This is a genomic window from Thioalkalivibrio sp. AKL17, from assembly GCF_000377885.1.
In the GTDB taxonomy this organism is placed as follows: domain Bacteria; phylum Pseudomonadota; class Gammaproteobacteria; order Ectothiorhodospirales; family Ectothiorhodospiraceae; genus Thioalkalivibrio; species Thioalkalivibrio halophilus.
Genome location: NZ_KB898764.1, coordinates 645242 through 664003 on the forward strand (window position 1 = coordinate 645242; position 18762 = coordinate 664003).

The 18762-nt window shown below is 67.5% G+C and carries 16 protein-coding genes and 1 tRNA gene; 11 read left to right on the plus strand and 6 right to left on the minus strand.

The features are described 5' to 3' along the window. Positions 1–10 precede the first annotated feature (10 nt). Positions 11–844 (minus strand): polyphosphate kinase 2, encoded by an 834-nt coding sequence (ppk2, locus tag D577_RS0102980; protein ID WP_018946096.1) that lies wholly within the window; start codon positions 842–844, stop codon positions 11–13. A 143-nt stretch (positions 845–987) separates the two neighbouring features. On the opposite strand from ppk2, the gene D577_RS0102985 reads away from it, so the two are divergent. Further along, positions 988–1512, plus strand: a complete 525-nt coding sequence (locus tag D577_RS0102985; RefSeq protein WP_018946097.1) for an NfeD family protein — start codon at positions 988–990, stop codon at positions 1510–1512. After that, positions 1509–2504 (plus strand): SPFH domain-containing protein, encoded by a 996-nt coding sequence (locus tag D577_RS0102990; RefSeq protein WP_018946098.1) that lies wholly within the window; start codon positions 1509–1511, stop codon positions 2502–2504. The genes D577_RS0102985 and D577_RS0102990 overlap by 4 nt, the downstream gene beginning before the upstream one ends. A gap of 120 nt (positions 2505–2624) precedes the next feature. Here the strand turns inward: D577_RS0102990 and D577_RS0102995 are convergent, their stop codons facing one another. Then, positions 2625–3704: a biotin/lipoate A/B protein ligase family protein gene (locus D577_RS0102995; protein ID WP_018946099.1), complete on the minus strand. Its 1080-nt coding sequence runs from the start codon at positions 3702–3704 to the stop codon at positions 2625–2627. 66 nt (positions 3705–3770) lie between these two features. Further along, on the minus strand, positions 3771–5930 hold the full coding sequence (locus D577_RS0103000; protein ID WP_018946100.1) for a TonB-dependent siderophore receptor: 2160 nt from the start codon (positions 5928–5930) through the stop codon (positions 3771–3773). Between the two features lie 146 nt (positions 5931–6076). Between D577_RS0103000 and D577_RS0103005 the strand changes: the two genes are divergently transcribed. Genes D577_RS0103005 through D577_RS0103015 form a run of 3 tightly spaced genes read left to right on the plus strand, consistent with a single transcriptional unit; the run spans position 6077 to position 8562 of the window. Continuing rightward, positions 6077–6577 carry a RimK/LysX family protein gene (locus D577_RS0103005; RefSeq protein WP_018946101.1) on the plus strand — a complete coding sequence of 167 codons (501 nt, stop codon included), beginning with the start codon at positions 6077–6079 and terminating at the stop codon, positions 6575–6577. After that, positions 6574–7479, plus strand: a complete 906-nt coding sequence (gene rimK / locus D577_RS0103010) for a 30S ribosomal protein S6--L-glutamate ligase (protein WP_018946102.1) — start codon at positions 6574–6576, stop codon at positions 7477–7479. Before D577_RS0103005 ends, rimK begins: the two co-directional genes overlap by 4 nt. Further along, the gene (locus tag D577_RS0103015) at positions 7480–8562 is read left to right on the plus strand and encodes a succinylglutamate desuccinylase/aspartoacylase family protein (protein WP_018946103.1); all 1083 of its coding nucleotides are present in this window, start codon (positions 7480–7482) and stop codon (positions 8560–8562) included. Between the two features lie 48 nt (positions 8563–8610). On the opposite strand, the gene D577_RS0103020 is transcribed toward D577_RS0103015, so the two are convergent. Then, the gene (locus D577_RS0103020) at positions 8611–9204 is read right to left on the minus strand and encodes a CBS domain-containing protein (protein ID WP_018946104.1); all 594 of its coding nucleotides are present in this window, start codon (positions 9202–9204) and stop codon (positions 8611–8613) included. A gap of 467 nt (positions 9205–9671) precedes the next feature. On the opposite strand from D577_RS0103020, the gene D577_RS0103025 reads away from it, so the two are divergent. The 3 genes from D577_RS0103025 to D577_RS0103035 are packed head-to-tail and all read left to right on the plus strand — an operon-like array spanning position 9672 to position 14164. Beyond that, positions 9672–12119 carry an EAL domain-containing protein gene (locus D577_RS0103025; RefSeq protein ID WP_371180222.1) on the plus strand — a complete coding sequence of 816 codons (2448 nt, stop codon included), beginning with the start codon at positions 9672–9674 and terminating at the stop codon, positions 12117–12119. Between the two features lie 18 nt (positions 12120–12137). Further along, positions 12138–13853 carry an ATPase domain-containing protein gene (locus D577_RS0103030; RefSeq protein WP_018946106.1) on the plus strand — a complete coding sequence of 572 codons (1716 nt, stop codon included), beginning with the start codon at positions 12138–12140 and terminating at the stop codon, positions 13851–13853. Beyond that, entirely contained in the window at positions 13850–14164 is a 315-nt protein-coding gene (locus tag D577_RS0103035) for a circadian clock KaiB family protein (RefSeq protein ID WP_018946107.1), read from the plus strand. Before D577_RS0103030 ends, D577_RS0103035 begins: the two co-directional genes overlap by 4 nt. Before the next feature lie 8 nt (positions 14165–14172). Here the strand turns inward: D577_RS0103035 and D577_RS0103040 are convergent. Continuing rightward, a tRNA-Arg gene (locus D577_RS0103040) sits at positions 14173–14249 on the minus strand. 163 nt (positions 14250–14412) lie between these two features. Between D577_RS0103040 and D577_RS0103045 the strand changes: the two genes are divergently transcribed. Next, entirely contained in the window at positions 14413–14742 is a 330-nt protein-coding gene (locus D577_RS0103045; protein ID WP_018946108.1) for a hypothetical protein, read from the plus strand. A gap of 111 nt (positions 14743–14853) precedes the next feature. On the opposite strand, the gene D577_RS0103050 is transcribed toward D577_RS0103045, so the two are convergent. Continuing rightward, the gene (locus D577_RS0103050) at positions 14854–15543 is read right to left on the minus strand and encodes an arylesterase (RefSeq protein ID WP_018946109.1); all 690 of its coding nucleotides are present in this window, start codon (positions 15541–15543) and stop codon (positions 14854–14856) included. Here D577_RS0103050 and D577_RS0103055 point away from each other — a divergent pair. Next, on the plus strand, positions 15542–16252 hold the full coding sequence (locus D577_RS0103055) for an ABC transporter ATP-binding protein (RefSeq protein ID WP_018946110.1): 711 nt from the start codon (positions 15542–15544) through the stop codon (positions 16250–16252). The two genes, D577_RS0103050 and D577_RS0103055, sit on opposite strands and share 2 nt — an antisense overlap. Next, positions 16249–18756: an ABC transporter permease gene (locus D577_RS0103060; protein WP_018946111.1), complete on the plus strand. Its 2508-nt coding sequence runs from the start codon at positions 16249–16251 to the stop codon at positions 18754–18756. The genes D577_RS0103055 and D577_RS0103060 overlap by 4 nt, the downstream gene beginning before the upstream one ends. Positions 18757–18762: the final 6 nt, after the last annotated feature.

Below are 18762 nucleotides of genomic sequence, written 5' to 3' on the forward strand. Positions count from 1 at the left end.
GTTCGCCGGGTCAGTAGCGCGCGGGGATGTACTTGCCGGTCAGCAGCGGCCCACGGGCATCCTGGTCGTTGGCCCAGACGCGCGGCTCCAGCACCGGCTTTTCCGGCGGGTGATCGCTGTAGGGGATATTCTCGAGGATATCCGCGATGCAGTTGAGCCGCGCGTGGCGCTTGATGTCCGCATCCACCATGCGCCAGGGGGCATGCGCGGTATCGGTATGGCGCAGCATGTCGTCCTTGGCCTTCGAGAACTCGTGCCACAGTTCCCGGGACTTCAGATCCATGGGCGAGAGCTTCCAGCGCTTGACGGGGTCCTCCACCCGCGCCTGAAAGCGGCGTTCCTGCTCCTGCTCGCTGACCGAGAACCAGTACTTGTACAGCTCGATGCCGTCTTCCACCAGCAGCCGCTCGAACGTCGGACAGGCATGGAGAAAGCGCTGCACCTCTTCTTCCGAGGCGAAGCCCATCACCCGTTCGACCCCGGCCCGGTTGTACCAGGAACGGTCGAACAGCACGATCTCGCCCGCCGTCGGCAGATGCGCGGCGTAACGCTGGAAATACCACTGCCCGCGTTCGTGGTCCGAGGGTTTCCCCAGCGCGACGGTACGCACGATGCGCGGGTTGCTCTTCTCCATGATGCGCTTGATCACCCCGCCCTTGCCGGCCGCGTCACGGCCCTCGAACAGGATCACCACGCGGCGCCCCTCGGCCTTGACGCAGCGCTGCAGCTTGACCAGCTCCACCTGCAGCCGCCGCAGCTCGCGTTCATAGACCTTGCGCCGCAACACGCCATCCTTGTTGTAGTCCTCGTCGTCGAAGCGGAGCAGACGCTCACGTTCTGCCATATCCACGGCCTTTTCGGGGTCATCGGGGTCGAGTATGCCAGCCAGCGCCACCCACCACACCCCCCCTGCGCGCACACACCCCCGGATTGCAACCAGCGGCGGACTCGGGCAGGGTCGACCCACACAACGGAAGGAACCGAATCATGGCCGACATCGCCTCCTGGGCCGGCGCGCTGGACCCCTGGCAGATCTGGCTGCTCGCCGCCCTGCTGATCCTGATCATCGACCTCGCCATCCTCGGCGGACTGATGTCCGGCGGTGGCGGCATCACCCTCGTACTGGCCGGCGGCGCCCTCGGTGCCATGGTGGCCGCCGCCTTCGGTGCCGAACTGGCCGGCCAGCTGAGCGCCGGGGTGGTCGGCATGATCCTGGCCGGTGCCCTGGCGTTCTGGGTCGGCCGCCGCTGGGCCGGCCGCCCGCAACAGGGGCCGCCGGATGACCCCCGAGTGCGCGACGAGATCCTGCACCTCGAACCCTACAACGGGGGGCTGGGGGTGCGCGTGCTGGGCGATGCCTATCCCGCCCGCCCCGAGGACCCGCAGCAGACCCTGCAGGAAGGCGATCCCGTGCGCATCCAGCGATTCCAGGGCATCACCGCCGTGGTCCGGCCGGCCGGCGATGACCCCGATACCCACTCCAGCCACACCAACGAAGGGAATCCCGCATGAATACGCTCATCACCCTCATCGCCATCGCCGTCCTCGTGGCGGTCTTCCTCAGCATGGGGATCACCATGATCCCGCAGCGCCGCGCCCAGGTGATCGAACGCCTCGGCAAGTACCACCGTACCCTGGAGCCGGGCCTGAACCTGATCATCCCGTTCATCGACCGTCCCCGGGCGATCACCATCCTCACCTTCAAGAACGACCAGCCGGTGGTCCGCACCGAGGACAAGATCGACATGCGCGAGGTCGTGCTCGACTTCCCCAGCCAGTCGGTCATCACTCAGGACAACGTCGGCGTGCAGATCGACGGCGTGCTCTACTACCAGATCATGGACCCGCAGGCCGCGGTCTACGGCACCGAGAACCTGGTGCTGGCGATCCAGACCCTCGCCCAGACCTCGCTGCGCTCCGAGATCGGCACCATGGAGCTGGACAAGATCTTCGAGTCGCGCCAGGAGATCAACGCGCGCCTGCAGACGGTGATGGACGAGGCCGGCAACAAATGGGGCCTGAAGGTGAACCGCGTGGAGATCCGCGATATCGACACCCCGCAGGAGATCCGCGAGGCGATGAACCAGCAGATGGTCGCCGAGCGCAACCGCCGCGCCACGGTGCGCGAGGCCGAGGGCTACAAGGAAGCCGAGATCCAGAAGGCCGAGGGTGACAAGCAGGCGGAGATCGCCAAGGCCGAGGGCCAGAAACAGGCCGCCATCCTGGTGGCCCAGGGCGAAAAGGAGGCCATCCAGAACGTCATGGCCGCCCTCGAGGGCAAGGCCGACGACCCGATGGCCGGCGTGCAGTACCTGATCGCGCAGCGCTACATCGAGATGCTGCCCGAACTGGCCAAACAGGGCGACCGGGTGTTCGTGCCGATGGAAGGCACCGCCCTGCTGGGATCACTGGGCGGCATGCGCGACCTGTTCGGTGCCGGAGCCATGTCCAGTGTCGACAGCCCGGCCGCACCGGTGACCGGCTCCCCCACGCAGGGCGGCTGACGCCGCGCCCACCCGGCAGGCACAAAGCGGTCGGTCCGGCGAACGGACCGACCGCCACAGTCTCGCCTCACTGGCCTCGCCGCGGCGCCTGTCCGGCGCCGTGGTACGGGCCGCCCCTACTCAGTGGGGTTCGTGGTGGCGAGCCGCCAGGATGGCCGCCGCCACATCTGCAGGTTCAATGCCCGGGGCATCCAGCCCCACTCCGGACATGGCCGTGGCCACCGCATCCTGCAGCACCGGCTCCTCCAGCGGGATTCCCTGCAGGGCCTCCGCGACCCGGTCCATGCCGTCCTCGGGGAACACCGTGAAGTCGCCGGACAGCAGGAGATCGGCGATCTCGTCGTCCTTTTCCATCAGCTGCGCGCGGATCAGCCCGCCGACCGCCTTGTGGGCGCCCTCGGTCAGATGCGTGCCCGCAGCGATCTTGACCCCCATCTCCACGAACTTGCGGCCCTTGCGATAGGTCCACTCGGGATCCGCCAGGGCCTGCAGCTGCTCATCGATGGCGGCAGCCTCCTCGGCCGTCGGCTCGCTCAGCTCGACGTCCACGCCCAGCTCCTCGCCGACCCGCTTGAGGAAGGCGTCGCGCACCGTCTCGCGCGGCGGCTTCTCGCCCAGCTCGCGGGTCAGCGTGGTGATGTAATCCTCCATGCCGGCGCGCAGCTTGTCGCGGAACTTCTCCGACGGAACCTTCAGGCACTGCGCCATGGTCGCGGTGTCGAAATCGAACATGAAACTGCCGACCATCACGGTGGCGTCGCCGATGCTGGCCGCGCCGGTGCCGCCGATCTTGCGCCCGTCCACATGGATATCGTTCACCGGACGGAAGGTCGCGTTGACCCCCAGATCCTGATAGGTGTGGATCACCGGATCGATGAACTTCTGATAGATCTGCGAGACGATGCGCGGGGCCTTCGCTCGCGGGTAGATGAAGTGGAAGAACATCTGGTCGCGGTCCAGATACACCGCGCCGCCCCCCACATGCCGGCGCACGATGGGGAGGTTCTGTTCCTCGCAGTACTCCTCGTCCACCTCCAGGGCGATCTCCTGATGCAGCCCCACGCAGACGTAGGGATCATCGGGGTTCACCAGGGTCAGGACCGGATCGTCGTCCGGCCCCATCGCCTCGGCCACGCCGTGGTACACGGCCTGGGAACGCAGTGCGGGCTGCTGCCCGAAATCGATCACGCGCAAACGCATCTTCCTTCCCCTGATCGAGCGGGGCCGCGGCCCCGGTATCCATGACGGCTCCGGTCGCGGGCCGGATCAGAACTCAGCGTACCAGACCACGCCGAAGCTGCGGCCGGGGGCGAGGATCTCCTGCGCGCCACGCGCCGGGTCGATCTGATCCTCGCGCTGGCCGGTCACGTGCTCGCGGTAGGCCTTGTCGGCGATGTTGTTCACCTGGAAGGTCAGCTCGTTGTGGCGCAGCAGACCGGACGGCTGGAAACGATAGCCCACCAGCAGATCCCCGGTCGCGAAGCCGGAGGTCTCGCGTTCGGTATTATCGGTGAAGCGGTCCGCCGTGCGATCCTGGCGCGCTACCGCGCGCAGCCGGCCTTCCCACTGCCAGCCCTGCTCCACCGAGCGGCGCAGCGCGATGCTGGCCTCCGGCGGCGGCATCTCCGCCAGCGGCTCGTCGAACCGGCTGTCGCGGTTCTCGCCGCGGATCCAGGTGCCGGTGAATTCGCCGGTCACGTGTTCGGTGAACGGGCGCTGGACCTGCAGCTCGACCCCGTGGATGCGGGCCTCGTCGAGGTTGACCGTCTGGCGCTGGCCCGCCTCCGGCACCACACCGCCGATGTAGTCGCGGATCCGGCTCTCGTAGGCGGAGACCATGTAGCTGAAGCCCTGCAGATGGCCGCGCGCTCCGATCTCCAGGGTCCGGTTGCGCTCGGGATCCAGCTGCGGATCGGCCTGCCAGAAGTTGCCATCGCTGTAGGGGTAGGTCAGGAACCGTTCGATCAGGCTGGCCGAACGGTAGCCTTCGGACAGACTGACATAGGGATTGACCTCCTCGCGCAGGTCCCAGTTGAAGCCGGCGGACCAGCTCAGGTTGTGATCCACCTGCTGCAGATCCCCGTCATGGCCGGAGACCGCATCCGCATCCCCTTCCACGCGGTCGTAGCGCACTCCGAGGTTCAGGGTGCCGGCATCGAGGAAGGTCTCGTGCTGTACGAACACGCCCTGCGAATCGATCTGACCGTCGTCAATCAGATCCATGAACAGAGCGGTGTCTTCGTTCGGCCGAAACCCTTGATCCACATGGCCGATATAGGAATCCGGGCTCGCCCGCAGACGCCAGTACTCGGCACCCACCAGCAGGATCTGGTTGTCGGTCGGGAACAGCTCCGTCTGGATGCGCGCCCCGTCGGTGGTGAAATCAGTGTCCGAGACGCGGTAGTCCCGCCCCAGCGCATGGCTCCAGTCGTAGTTGCCACGCGAGAGCTCCTGACGATAGATCGAGGCCTCGACCCGGGGCGCCCAGGCGCCGCCGAAATCGCCCTGGTAAGTCGCCTCCAGCAGGTCCCGGGTCTGGGTCGGCGTGTAATGGGTATTCAGGCCCTGAGGCGGGGCCTGCAGCCTCTGCTGTTGTTCCTCCGGATCAGTGGTGCCCGGGAAAACATCATCCGGATTCGTTTCGTTGAACGACCGCGACGCCAGATACCACACGTCCTCGCGCTCGTCGCGCTGGGCACGGAAACCGAGTTCGTGATCCGGCGTCAGGCGGGTGCGATAGCGCAGGTGATAGGCCTCCTGGCGGGTACCGCTGTCGTCCAGGCGATCGCCGTCGCCCATGCGGTAGTCACCGGTATCCAGATAAGCGGTGGAGAAGTCCAGCACGTGGCGTTCGTTGGAGGCGGTCACCCCCAGCGCGGTGCGCAGCCCGCGATCCACCGAGCTGTACCCCAGACGGCTCCAGGCGTTCATCTCCTCTTCTTCGGTGAAATCGCCGCTGCGGGTGATGATGTTGATCACCCCGCCCATCGCGCCGGAACCGTAGAGCACCGAGCTCGGACCGCGCACGATCTCGATGCGTTCGATCAGGTCCATGTTCACGTAGGAGGCGAGCGAACCGCGCGCCGGCGGCTGCATGGCGTTGACCCGCACGCCGTCCACCAGCACCAGCACCTGGTCACGCTTGAGACCGCGGATAATCGGGTCCTGACCCGCCGAGCCATCGACCGCGGTGGCCAGGCCCGCCTCGCCGCGCAGCAGGTCGCCCACACCCACCCCCGGGCGGTTGCGGATCTCGTCACGGTCGATGACCGTGACCGATGCCGGCGTATCCTCGATCAGCGTCTCGTAGCCGGTGGCCGTCACCGATACCGGTGCCAGCTCCACGGCCTCGTCCTGGGCCAGGGCCGCGCCCGGCAGGGCCAGCAGCGTGGCCAGCGTCGTCTTCCCGATGGTACGTTGCGTCATGGTGATCTCCCCCGTTCCGAAGCCGCGCAATTTAGGCACCTGACGGCCGGGCCGCAAACCGATCCCCACAGCTCACATGGACTTCATCAGGAGACATTGATGTACTGCAATCGGCTGTACCCGGAAGTCGGCCCGGCGAGGGGCCGATGAAGACCCGTCCGGTACTTGGCTGGCGCGAGTGGGTGGGGCTGCCGGAACTGGGGCTCGACTGGATCAAGTGCAAGGTCGACACCGGCGCGCGCAGCTCGGCGCTGCACGCGTTCGCGATTGAAACCTTCGAACGTGACGGATGCGAGTGGGTCCGCTTCGGCATGCATCCGCGCCAGCAGGACAGTACGACCGAAACCTGGTGCGAGGCGCCGGTGCTGGACGTACGCCCGGTCACCGATTCCGGCGGCCACCAGAGCGACCGCTACTTCATCCGTACGCCCGTGCGCATTGGCGATTCGGTGCTGCCGGTGGATTTGTCCCTGACGGCTCGCGATACCATGCTGTTTCGCATGCTGCTCGGGCGCGAGGCGATGCGGGGCCGGTTCCTGGTCGACCCCGGCGCATCCTTCGCCCTGGGGAAACCTCCGGAGCGACCCGACATCCTGCAGCAGGACCACGACGACGAACCCGCAACCAGCCCCCGGGAAACCCCATGAAAATCGGCATTCTGTCGCGCAACGCCAAGCTCTACTCCACCCGCCGCCTGGTCGAGGCCGCCCAGGAGCGCGAGCACGAAGTACGGGTGGTGGACCCGTTGCGCTGCTACATGAACATCACGGCGCACAAGCCGCAGATCCATTACAAGGGCGACATCCTCGACGAGTTCAACGCGGTTATTCCGCGCATCGGGGCCTCGATCACGTTCTACGGCACGGCGGTGCTGCGGCAGTTCGAGATGATGAACGTCTATCCGCTGAACGAATCGGTGGGCATCTCGCGCTCGCGCGACAAGCTGCGCAGCCTGCAGCTGCTGTCGCGCCGCGGCATCGGCCTGCCCGTCACCGGGTTCGCCCACTCCCCGGACGACATCGACGACCTGCTGGCCACGGTCGGGGGCGCGCCCTGCGTGATCAAGCTGCTGGAGGGCACCCAGGGGCTGGGCGTGGTGCTGGCCGAGACCAAGCAGGCGGCCGAGAGCGTGATTCAGGCATTCATGGGACTCAAGCAGCACATCCTGGTGCAGGAATACATCAAGGAGGCGAAAGGCGCGGATATCCGCTGCTTCGTGATCGGCGACAAGGTTGTCGCGTCGATGAAGCGACAGGCCAAGGAAGGCGAGTTCCGCTCCAATCTGCATCGTGGCGGGAGCGCGGCACTTTGCCGCATCACGCCGGAGGAGCGGGCCACCGCCGTACGCGCGGCCAAGGTGATGGGCCTGAACGTCTGCGGCGTGGACCTGCTGCGCTCCAATCACGGCGCGGTCGTCATGGAGGTCAATTCGTCTCCGGGCCTGGAGGGCATCGAGGCTGCCTCCGGCAAGGACGTGGCCGGCATGATCATCGACTTCATCCAGAAGAACGGCAAGCCCAATCGCACCAAGACCAAGGGGCGCGGCTGAATGGCCGGATTGCCCCGGGCGCGACGCAACCGACCGGTCACGCTGGGCGACACCACCGTCCAGCCCGGTGAACGCCGCACGGTCGAACTGCAGGTCGGCAGCCTGTACACCGACGCCCCGGCGCACATGCCGGTGCAGGTAGTCTGCGGGCGCCAGAAGGGGCCGGTGCTGTTTGTCAGCGCCGCTATCCACGGTGACGAGATCAACGGCGTGGAGATCATCCGTCGGCTGCTCAAGGCCCCCGCCCTGCGGCGCATGAAGGGCACCCTGCTGGCCGTGCCGGTGGTCAACATGCACGGCTTCATCAACCAGAGCCGCTACCTGCCCGACCGGCGCGACCTCAACCGGCTGTTCCCGGGCTCGCGCAAGGGCTCACTGGGGGCCCGCGTGGCCCGCCTGTTCATGCGCGAGATCGTGCATAACAGCACCCACGGCATCGACCTGCACACCGGGGCGATCCATCGTTCCAACCTGCCGCAGATCCGCGCCAACCTGGACCACCGCGAGACCCGCGAGATGGCGCAGGCCTTCGGCGCACCAGTCATCCTCAACTCGGCCCTGCGCGACGGCTCCCTGCGCGAGGCCGCCGCCGAGCGGCAGGTCCCCATCCTGCTGTACGAGGCCGGCGAAGCCCTGCGCTTCGACGAACTCTCCATCCGCGGCGGGGTACACGGAATCATCGAGGTGATGCGCTACCTGGGCATGCTGCCGGCGCCGCCCCGCCAGCGGAGACGCAAGGAACCGGTGATGGCGCGTTCCGCCAGCTGGGTGCGGGCCCCGGAGAGCGGTATTCTGAGGATCTTCGTGCGCGAAGGGGACCGCGTAACCCGCGACCAGACCCTGCTGGCGATCGTCTCCGACCCGTTCGGTGAACGCGAAACAGAGATCCGCGCCCCAGTCTCCGGCATCGTCATCGGCCAGCTGCGCCTGCCCCTGGTGAACGAGGGCGATGCGGTCTTCAACATCGCCCAGTTCCACCGCACGGACATCGCCGTGGAGCGCCTGGAAACCTTCCAGGAAGACCTCGAAGCCCCTGGCTACCCGTATACCGACGGCGGCACCGACCGCAGTGAAGGGCCGTAACCGCCCCGGGGTTACGGCTCCCCGGGACGGACCTCTCCGCTGCCCGGGTCAGGAGGCCAGGGAACGCTCCAGCTCGGCGAACGTCTGGGCCGGCCCCTCGGGCGAGACCTCCACGCCCAGCTGACGCCCGACCTGGGTCGCCGAGAACAGGCCGCACACCGCCTCGCCGCCGCCATCCAGGGACGTCACAACCAGGGCATGCTGGCGACCGGATTTCTTCAGGGTCTCGACCACGTCGCCGACCCGCGAGTGTTCGACCTTGTCAAGATTGATGGCCTCCAGTTCGCTGACCTTGCTCATCACGTGTTTTACTTGCACCGCGTCACGCGGGATCCCTTCGTCCTGTGCGGCCTTCACCGGCCGCTCGCCCATGATGTCGCGCGCGGTCACCACACCCTTCACCGAATCCCGGCCGTCCACCACCAGCAACAGACGCACTCCTGCATGGATCATCCGCTGGAGGGCCTCGTCGGCTTGCATCTCCGCGGTAGCGGTCACCGCCGGCACCTTGCGCAGGTCGGTCATCGCGCGGTCAGCCGGTGATTCCGGCGTCACCCGTGGCGCCAGCACGCCATCGCAACGCAGCACGGTGGCATCCGCCGACAGCGGACGAGTCTGGATGGGGGCAAAACTCTTGTTCATGAACCGCTCCTTGACGTGGTTGGCCTGCCTTCACGTTTCCGCTGCGTGAAGATCATGCCCCTGGAGTGTAGTCAGAAATCCGCAGTTCGGGTTGCGCCGCAAAAAGACGCTGCCCCCCCCGCCGCGGCGGCTTGCGTACCCGGGATTGTTGCGAAACACTTCACAGGAACGCCATTCGCATACCCGCCAGGGAGAGATCCACCGGTGCCACTCCCGTCTCTGCCATTCCCGTTCACCGAGCGCACGAACCGGCCAGGCAGCAACAACACCCGGGCATTGCCGTCGGCGGCGCGGTCCTGACGTTGTTCGACCTATCCGTCATCGCCACGCCCCTCTTCTTCGGCCTGGTTCTGGGCGTGCTGATCGGCGCCGTGGCGATCACGGCATTCGCCTGGTGGGCCCGGCGCCAGACACGTGAGGGCAGCCCGCTGGCCCGGCTCGCGCATTGCCTGAGCGAACAGCAGACGCTGGAAGGCCGTCTGCACGAGTTCCGCGCCCTGCTGGAAACCAGCGAAGACCAGTGTGCCATCGCGGACGCCGACTACCGCTATATCTGGGCCAATCGCGCATACCGTGAGCATTTCGGCCGTGGCGACGAGGAGTTCACCGGGCATTCGCTGCCCGAGATCCTGGGTGCGGAATGCTTCGAGCAAACGGTGAGGCCGCACCTGGATCGCTGCCTGGCCGGCGAGGCCGTTCGCTACGAGACCGAACACACCTCGGGCGATGGCCGGCGCCGCCAGCTGAGGGTGGACTACTATCCGCTCGAATCCTCTCGCGGCCAGGGACCGCGGGCGGGTGCGGTCATCACCGACGTCACCGGGCTGCGTGCGGCCGAGGCGGAGCTGCAACGCCAGGCCGACCTGATCGAGATGGCCGGCCGAATCACGCGCGTGGGCGGGTGGTCGGTGTTTCTTGACGACGGACGGGTTATTTGGTCCCCGGTGGTCGCCGAGATCCACGCCCTGCCTGTGCGTTACGCCCCGCCACTCGAGGAGGGGATCAACTTCTACGCCCCCGAGTCGCGCGACCGGATCCGCGCCCTCTTCAACGACTGCATCGAACGGGGCATCCCCTACGACGAGGAACTGGCCCTCATCGACGCCGAAGGTCAGCGCAAATGGGTGCGTGCCCTGGGCGAGCCGATACGGAATACGGACGGGCACATCGTGGGCGCACAGGGAGCGTTCCAGGACCTGACCCGGCACCGCGAACGCGAGCACCAGATACGACGCTTCCGCCACATCATCGAGCAGAGCCCCGCGGCGGTAGCCGTGACCGACCTGCAGGGCCGCATCGAATACGTGAACCCCGCCTTTGAACGGATCTCGGGCTATTCCGCCGAGGAGCTGGAGGGCCGAACGCCGGCCCGCATCCGTAGCGGCAACACGCCGGACGAGCTCTATCGTGACCTGTGGACCACCATCACCGCCGGGGAGACCTGGACCGGAGAGATCCAGAACCGACACAAGGACGGGACACTGTTCTGGGAACAGGAGGTCATTTCTCCGCTCAAGGACGAACAGGGCCGGACCATCAACTATGTGGCGATCAAGCAGGACATCACCTCGCTGAAACAGGCCCAGGAGCAATTGCGGCGGATCGCCTACGAGGACGCCCTGACCGGACTGCTGTCACGTCCGGGCTTCGCGCGGGCGCTGCAGCAGCGGATCGACGGGGGACACTGGCACCCCGCCGGCCTCCTCGTAATTACCGACATCCACGCGCTGCGAGACATCAACGAGGCCTACGGCTACCAGGCCGGTGACTGGCTGCTGAGGGAATTCGGCCGACGCCTGGAGGGACAGGCGGGCGAACGGGGCCTGGTGGGCCGGCTGGGCGGCGACGAGTTCACCCTGTTCCTGCCGGAGCCCCGCGAGCCACTGGAACTCGACCTGAGCGAACTCCAGGATGCGCTGACCGCGCCCTTCACGATCCACGGAACGGAGTTCGAGATCTCGATCCGTATGGGATACACCCGGATGGGCACGCAGCAGCGCACGGCCGAGGTTCTGCTGCGCGAGGCGGAACTCGCCCAGTTCCGTAACCGGGCGGAGTCGTCGGAACCATGGTCGGCGTTCACTACCCGTCTGTTCGAGGAGACCCAGCAGCGCATCGACCTCACGCGCGAACTGCGCCAGGCTCTGAACGAAGACCAGCTCGAATTGCATTTCCAGCCCAAGGTCGACCTGGCCAGCGGCCAGCTGGTGGCCTGCGAGGCGCTGTTGCGCTGGAATCATCCCGAGCGCGGCCTGCTGCCGCCCGACCTGTTCATCGCCGTGGCCGAACAGAGTCAGCTGATCACCGCAGTGGGCGACTGGGCACTCGAACGGGCCTGCCGGCATCTGCGCGAATGGCGCGATGCCGGCCTGGATCCGGTCCGTGTGGCGGTGAACGTGTCGCTGACCCAGTTCCAGGTCGGCAACTTCGCGCGGCGGGTGCGGAGCACCCTTGAAGAATCAGGCGTAGCCCCCGAGGAACTGGCGCTGGAGATCACCGAGGGCGTGTTCATCCAGCAGTCCACCGCACTGCAGCGACAGATCCGCATGCTGCACGAGATGGGCGTGCGCCTGGCGCTGGACGACTTCGGCACCGGCTACTCCTCGCTGCTCTATCTCAAGCAGTATCCCTTCGACGAGATCAAGATCGACCAGGGCTTTGTGTTCCATTTGCTGGAGGAACCCTTCCATCGCAACATCGTGGAGACCGTGCTGGCCCTGGCGCGGGCGATGGATGCGGAAGTCATCGCCGAAGGCATCGAATCCGCCCGGGTCGGGGAGGCCCTGCTGGAGATGGGCTGTCGCTTCGGTCAGGGCTACTATTACAGCATGCCGCTGGAGGCAGAGGACTTTCGGTGGTTACTGGAACAGCGAAGCCGCCTGCCGCTGGCCGGCACCCATCCGCCATCGACCTGAGCAACGGGAGCCGCACGCATGAACCCATCCCAAACCGGCCTGCAAAAACGCGAAACCGGCATCGCCGGGCTGGACAGCGCCACCCGGGGGGGCCTGCCGTCCGGCCAGGCCACACTCGTCCTCGGCGAGGCCGCCGCCGGCAAGACGGTCCTCTGCGTGCAGATTCTGGCGCGGGCGGTGGAACGCGGTGAAGGCGGAGTATTCGTCACCTTCGAGGAGTCGCCGGCGCAGGTTCGCCGCGACGCCGCCTCGTTCGACTGGGGTGCCGGGCTGCTGGACTCCGACCGCTGGCAGCTGATTGATGCACGCCCGCATCCGGAGGCCGAGGGGGCCGGCGAGTTCGACATCGAGGGCCTGCTGAGCGCAGTCACCGCCGCGGCGGGCAGCGTTGCAAGCTGGGTGATCTTCGACGGTATCGACCAGCTGCTGCAGCACCAGCCGAACCGGCATGCCGCGATCGAACAGATCCGGCGTATCAACGACCACTGCGAGACCCATGACCGAGCGGTGCTGCTCACTGGCAAGGCCCGGGCGGACAGCCCCGCACCGGACCGGCTGGAAGGCATCGAGTTCCTGCTGTCATCGAGCCTGCTGCTGTCCGCCCACGTGCTCCATCAGAAGCTCAACCGCTCGCTGCGCATCACCAAATACCGAGGCAGCGCCCATGTCACCGACGAGATGCCGATGCTGATCGACGACCAGGGCATCCAGCTCCCCTACCACGAGGCCCCGCCGGTCGGCCGGGTGGCCGCCAGCAGCGAACGTCTGAGCACCGGCATCCCGCGGCTGGACAGCCTGCTTGGTGGCGGCATCCATCGCGGTTCGAGCGCACTGGTCTCCGGCCGCCCGGGGACCGCCAAGAGCACCCTGGCCGGCAGCTTCGCGGAAGCCCGGGCGCGGGAGGGCGAACGCGTGCTGTACATCAGCTTCGACGAGCTGGAAGCCGCCTATGTCCGCAACCTGGCATCGGTGGGCATCGACCTGGCCACCCCGATCGCCCGTGGGGCCGTCCGTTTTCAGGATTTTTCCGCCTACACCTCCAGCGTCACCGAACACTTCCTCGCTATACGTCGCCTGATCAACGGCTTCGCCCCCGACTGTCTGGTCATCGATCCGCTCTCCGCCCTTCTCAAGGCCACTGCCACCGAGGGTGCACATCTGGCGACCGAACAACTGGTCGATCTGGCCCGGCGACGCGGCATCACGACCATCCTCACCGCATTGAGCGGTGTCGAGGATCCGGAGGGCGAGGCCACGCTGGGCGATGTCTCCACGCTGGCCGATACCTGGATCGTCGTCGGCTACAACGAGCGCGGGGGCGAGCGCAACCGGTCATTATCGGTCGTGAAATCTCGCGGTTCGGCCCACTCCAATCAGCAGCGCGAACTGATCCTCTCCGACAGCGGGCTGGACCTCGCCGATGTTTACGAATCCGGTTCCGAGGTGCTGATGGGCACGGCGCGCGCGATGAAGGAGCGCGAGGACCGGGAACACGAGCGCCAGCGGCAGCTGGAGCGCGAACGCCGGCGTCTGGACCTGGAACAGCGCATTCTGCAGACCGAGGCGGAACGGCAACGGCTGGAGGCCGAACGCGAGCACCTGGATCAGACCAGCGGCGAGACCGACCAGCTGGAACACAACTATCGGGTGGATATGCGCCGCCGCCGGGACCCGGATCACGACCCGGGGTCCGTCGGCGACGACCTGGTTGCCGACGAAGGAACACATCGATGAACAACGAGACCCGGGACTGCGGCGAAGCCTCCATCCCCGTGCTGACACTGTTCGTAACCGGATCGGCACCCCGCTCTCAGCGCGCGCGCGCCAATCTCGCCCGAATGCTCGAGCAGCTCGGTCGTGCCGACCTGCGTCCCCGCGAGGTGGATTTGCTGGAGCAGCCCCTCCAGGGGATCACTCAGTCCGTGTTCGCTACCCCCTCGCTGCTGAAGACCGACACGAACGGCGAGGTCTCCGTGCTCTACGGGGACTTAGCCGAGGAGGAACAGCTGCGACGGTTCCTGGCGGAACTGGAAACCGACACGTAAACCGAAAATGGCGTCCCCGGCAGGATTCGAACCTGCGACCTACCCCTTAGGAGGGGGTTGCTCTGTCCAGCTGAGCTACGGAGACGCGGGCGGGAAACCGGATTATACGCGCGGCAGACCGCATGTCGAAAATGCCGTCCTGTTCGCCTGCACGCAGGCTCTCACCATTCTGCTCGCATCGGGTGCAATTCAGATTAGCGTGGCGGCACGGGGTGGCGCCCCGCGCGCCGGCGAACTAATGTACGGTCATGGAGAAGCTGAACTCGGAGCAAACCGGCCGCCTGATCGACCTGCTCTGTCCGCTGGTCGGACTGCGTGGCGAGGTCGACGGCAAAGTGGTCGAACTGGTCGACATCCTTGACGAGGGTCCCGGCGGCCAGCCCGGGATCGCGCTGATGGAGGCCGGGGTCGATCGCAGCATTCAGACCAACCAGTACGGCGATCCGCTGTCGCGCCACTCGCGGGTGCGCACCCTGCCGGTGATGAGCGAGGTGGAGCCGGACCTGCATCCGGTGCTGCGCGCGCTGATCCCGGAGGACGTGCTGCGGCGCTGTCGCGAGGAACTGAGCGGCGATTGATTCCCGGCGTGGCGGTATCCTCACCGTTGCGTCCACGCCTGAACCGCTCCCGCCTGATTCGTCCCGCGTGCCGGAACGCCCGGTCGGGGCTTCACGACCCGCTGGCGGCGTTCATTGCCGCTCTTCCCTCTCTACCCGCTCCAGCACTGGCTTCAGCGACGGCCACAGATTGTCCAGAAGCTGCGGCTGGGCCTCGGCGGAGGGGTGAATCCCGTCGTCGTGCATCATCACGTCGTCATCGGCGATCCCGTCCAGAAAGAACGGCTCGAAAGCCAGCTCGCGTTCCTCCGCCAGGTCGCGAAACACGGCCTCGAAGCGGTCCGTATACTGGGGACCGTAGTTGGGCGGAATGCGGATGCCCAGCAAGAGCGTCTCGGCCCCGGCCGCGTCGATGGCGTCGAGCATGGCCTCCAGGTTGTCGCGCATGGCTGCCGGCGACAGGCCGCGCAGGCCATCGTTGCCGCCCAGCTCCAGGATGACGAGATCGGGTTCGGTGCGCTCCAGATTGTCGGGCAGACGCTGGCGCCCGCCCGCGGTGGTCTCGCCGCTGATCGAGGCGTTGTGCACCTCCCAGGCCGCGTCGCGGTCGGCGAGGCGTTCCTCCAGCAGGGCCACCCAGCCTTCGGACTCGTCCATGCCCCAGGCGGTACTGAGCGAGTCGCCGAACACCAGCAGCGGGTGAGCCCCGTTCTCCCCATCGACGGATGCGGAAGAATTGGTCTCTTCCGGGGAATTCGCGGCCAGCGGAAGACTCAATAGCAGGGCAAACAGCCCTACGACGATGAACGGGAAACGCAACATGGATGCATCCTCGCAAGCGGTACTCGAAGCCACGGACCTGCACCAGCGGGTGGAGGGACCCAGCGGCACGCTGGACATCCTTCGCGGCGTGTCCCTGGCGGTCAACCCGGGCGAGACGGTCGCCATCCTCGGCGCCTCCGGCTCGGGCAAGTCGACCCTCCTCGGTCTCCTCGCAGGTCTTGACGCCCCCAGTGGCGGAGAAGTTCGCCTGCTGGGGCAGACCATCAGCAAACTGGACGAGGACGGCCGCGCCGCCCTGCGCGCCGGCCGGGTCGGATTCGTGTTCCAGTCGTTCCAGCTGCTGCCGGCACTGAGTGCGCTGGAGAACGTCTTGCTACCGCTGGAACTCAACCCTGAGCACGAGGCGCAATCCGGCGCGGAGCTCACCCGCCGCGCAAACGAGGCGCTGGACCGGGTCGGGCTCGCACAGCGTGCCCGGCATTATCCGCACCAGCTCTCCGGGGGCGAACAGCAGCGCGTGGCCATCGCCCGCGCCATTGTGGATCACCCCGCCATCCTGTTCGCCGACGAACCCACTGGCAACCTCGACGGACGTACCGGCGAGCCCATCATCGAGCACCTGTTCGCGCTGGCCCATGACGCCGAGCCCGGGCGCACGCCCACCGCCCTGCTACTGGTCACCCACGACCCCGAACTGGCCAGCCGCTGCGACCGCATCATCCGCATTCAGGACGGAGTGCTGGCATGAATCGACATACGGGCCTGCGCAATCTGCGCGGCTGGCTGCGCGGCACCTGGCAGGAATGGCGCTCGGCCGAGCTGCGGGTGCTGGCCGCCGCGCTGGTGGTCGCGGTGGCCGCGGTGGCGGCGGTCGGCTTCTTCACCGACCGGGTCGACCGCGGCATGGCCGATCAGGCGGCATCCCTGCTGGGAGGCGATCTGGCCATCACCTCACGCAGCCCGGTACCGGATGAATGGGTGGACGAGGCGCGCGAGCGCGGCCTGCAATCCGTCCGTTCGGCTGCCCTCCCCTCGGTATTGTTCGGTGCGGACGACCAGTCGCGCCTGAGCTCCCTGCGCGCGGTGGATCCCGACTGGCCGCTGGTCGGCGAGGCACGCATCCGCGACGCCTACGGCCAGGAACACACGGTCACCCACGGCCCGGAACCCGGCGAGGCCTGGCTCGAGGGGGCCCTGCTGAACGACCTGGGCCTGGAGCCGGGGGATACGGTGACGGTCGGTCGCCGTGATCTGGAAATCACGGCCGTGCTGACCCTGGAACCGGACCGTGGCAGCGCCCTCACCGACCTCGCCCCGCGCCTGATGCTCGCCTACGAGGATCTCGAATCCACCGAGCTGATCGGCCCGGGCAGCCGTGTGAACTACCAGTTCTATCTCTCCGGGCCCGATTCCGTGGTGGAGGCCTACACCGACTGGCTGGAGCCCCGCCTGGAACCCGGCCAGCGCATCCAGGGCCTGGAGGATGCCGCCCCCGAACTGCGCGCGGCGGTGGAACGCGCGGAACGCTTTCTCGGCCTGGCGTCGCTGATGGCCGTGCTGCTGGCCGGCGCGGCCATCGCGGTGGCCGCCCATCACTTCGCTCAGCGCCGAGCCGATTCGGCTGCGATCATGCGGGCTCTGGGGGCCAGCGCCCGGCGGGTGCTGGCGGTCTATTTCGGCCGCGTGCTGCTGGTGGCGGTCATCGCCTCACTCATTGGTCTGGCCCTCGGGTTCCTCGCGCAGTTCGTGCTCTCGGCCCTGCTGGGTGACTGGCTGGACGGTGATCTGCCCCCGCCGGGGCTGCGACCGGTCGTCGCCGGGCTGGGCGTCGGCCTGATCACCGCCGCCGGCTTCGCCCTGCCGGCGATGCTGCGCATCGGCCAGATCCCGCCGCTGCGGGTGCTGCGCCGCGACATCGGCCTGCCCTCGGCCTCCGTCTGGCTCTCGGGCGCACTGGCGGTGGCGGCGTTCGGGGCGCTGCTGTGGTGGCAGGCCGCCGATCCGCAGCTGGCCCTGTGGGTCCTGCTGGGCACCGCCGGGGCCCTGCTGATCCTCGGCCTGCTGGGGGCGGCTCTGGTGCTGGCGGTACGCCCGCTGCGCGATCGCGGCGGCATCGCCCTGCGCTTCGGCCTGGCCAATCTGGCGCGCCGCGGCGGGCTCAGCGCGGTGCAGCTGGTAGCCTTCAGCGTCGGCATCCTCGCGCTGTTGCTGCTGGCGATCGTGCGCGTCGACCTGCTGGAGGCCTGGGATGCCAGCATCCCCGAGGACGCGCCCAACCACTTCTACGTGAACATCCAGCCCGGCGAACAGGAGCCGCTGGCAGATCGCATGGAGGAGGCCGGACTGGAACGCCCGCAGATGGACCCGATGATCCGCGGCCGACTGGTCGCCATCAACGACCTGCCGGTGGGACCCGGGGACTTCGACGACGAACGCACCCGGCGCCTGCTGGACCGCGAGTTCAACCTCTCGTATGCGGACGAACCGCCGGAGCACAATCCGGTGGTGGAAGGTCACTGGACCCTCGACCAGCCGGAGTCCGACGGGCTCTCGGTTGAGGCCGGACTGATGGAGCGCCTGGAACTGGAGCTGGGCGACAGCCTGACCTTCCGCATCGGCGGACGCGCGGTACGCGGGAGCATCACGAACGTGCGCGAGGTGAACTGGGACAGCTTCCGGGTGAATTTCTTCGTCACCGGTGCCCCGGCCCTGCTGGACGAGCAGCCGCGCACCTATATCACCGCGTTCCGCCTGCCGGAGGACATGCGCGACGCCCAGAGCCGCTGGCTGCGCGATTTCCCGGCGGTCACCGCGATCGATGTCAGCGCGATCCTGGAGCGCGTGCGCGACATCATCGAACAGGCCACGCGCGCGGTGGAGTACGTATTCCTGTTCACCCTGGTGGCCGGTCTGACGGTGCTGTTCGCCGCGGTCCAGGCAACCCGCGACGTCCGCCGGCGCGAGGCCGCCCTGCTGCGGACCCTGGGGGCGCGGCGACGCGACATCCGCAACGCGCTGCTGGCCGAATTCGGGACACTGGGTTTCCTCGCCGGGCTGCTGGCCGCGATCATCGCCACCGCGATCGGGGCCCTGCTGGCCTGGCAGGTGTTCGACTTCGACTACCGGATCAACCCGATGACGTTCGTCTACGGGATCGGCGGCGGCACCCTGGGCATCGCGCTGGCCGGGTGGCTGGGAACCCGGCGGGTGCTGGATCAGGCACCGCTCACGGTGCTGCGCGGGCCGGAGTGACGCGGT

Bases quoted from the DNA above. Each gene is read 5' to 3' on its own strand.
- ppk2 (WP_018946096.1), bottom strand. From the start codon at position 844: ATGGCAGAACGTGAGCGTCTGCTCCGCTTCGACGACGAGGACTACAAC.
- D577_RS0102985 (WP_018946097.1), top strand. From the start codon at position 988: ATGGCCGACATCGCCTCCTGGGCCGGCGCGCTGGACCCCTGGCAGATC.
- D577_RS0102990 (WP_018946098.1), top strand. From the start codon at position 1,509: ATGAATACGCTCATCACCCTCATCGCCATCGCCGTCCTCGTGGCGGTC.
- D577_RS0102995 (WP_018946099.1), bottom strand. From the start codon at position 3,704: ATGCGTTTGCGCGTGATCGATTTCGGGCAGCAGCCCGCACTGCGTTCC.
- D577_RS0103000 (WP_018946100.1), bottom strand. From the start codon at position 5,930: ATGACGCAACGTACCATCGGGAAGACGACGCTGGCCACGCTGCTGGCC.
- D577_RS0103005 (WP_018946101.1), top strand. From the start codon at position 6,077: ATGAAGACCCGTCCGGTACTTGGCTGGCGCGAGTGGGTGGGGCTGCCG.
- rimK (WP_018946102.1), top strand. From the start codon at position 6,574: ATGAAAATCGGCATTCTGTCGCGCAACGCCAAGCTCTACTCCACCCGC.
- D577_RS0103015 (WP_018946103.1), top strand. From the start codon at position 7,480: ATGGCCGGATTGCCCCGGGCGCGACGCAACCGACCGGTCACGCTGGGC.
- D577_RS0103020 (WP_018946104.1), bottom strand. From the start codon at position 9,204: ATGAACAAGAGTTTTGCCCCCATCCAGACTCGTCCGCTGTCGGCGGAT.
- D577_RS0103030 (WP_018946106.1), top strand. From the start codon at position 12,138: ATGAACCCATCCCAAACCGGCCTGCAAAAACGCGAAACCGGCATCGCC.
- D577_RS0103035 (WP_018946107.1), top strand. From the start codon at position 13,850: ATGAACAACGAGACCCGGGACTGCGGCGAAGCCTCCATCCCCGTGCTG.
- D577_RS0103045 (WP_018946108.1), top strand. From the start codon at position 14,413: ATGGAGAAGCTGAACTCGGAGCAAACCGGCCGCCTGATCGACCTGCTC.
- D577_RS0103055 (WP_018946110.1), top strand. From the start codon at position 15,542: ATGGATGCATCCTCGCAAGCGGTACTCGAAGCCACGGACCTGCACCAG.
- D577_RS0103050 (WP_018946109.1), bottom strand. From the start codon at position 15,543: ATGTTGCGTTTCCCGTTCATCGTCGTAGGGCTGTTTGCCCTGCTATTG.
- D577_RS0103060 (WP_018946111.1), top strand. From the start codon at position 16,249: ATGAATCGACATACGGGCCTGCGCAATCTGCGCGGCTGGCTGCGCGGC.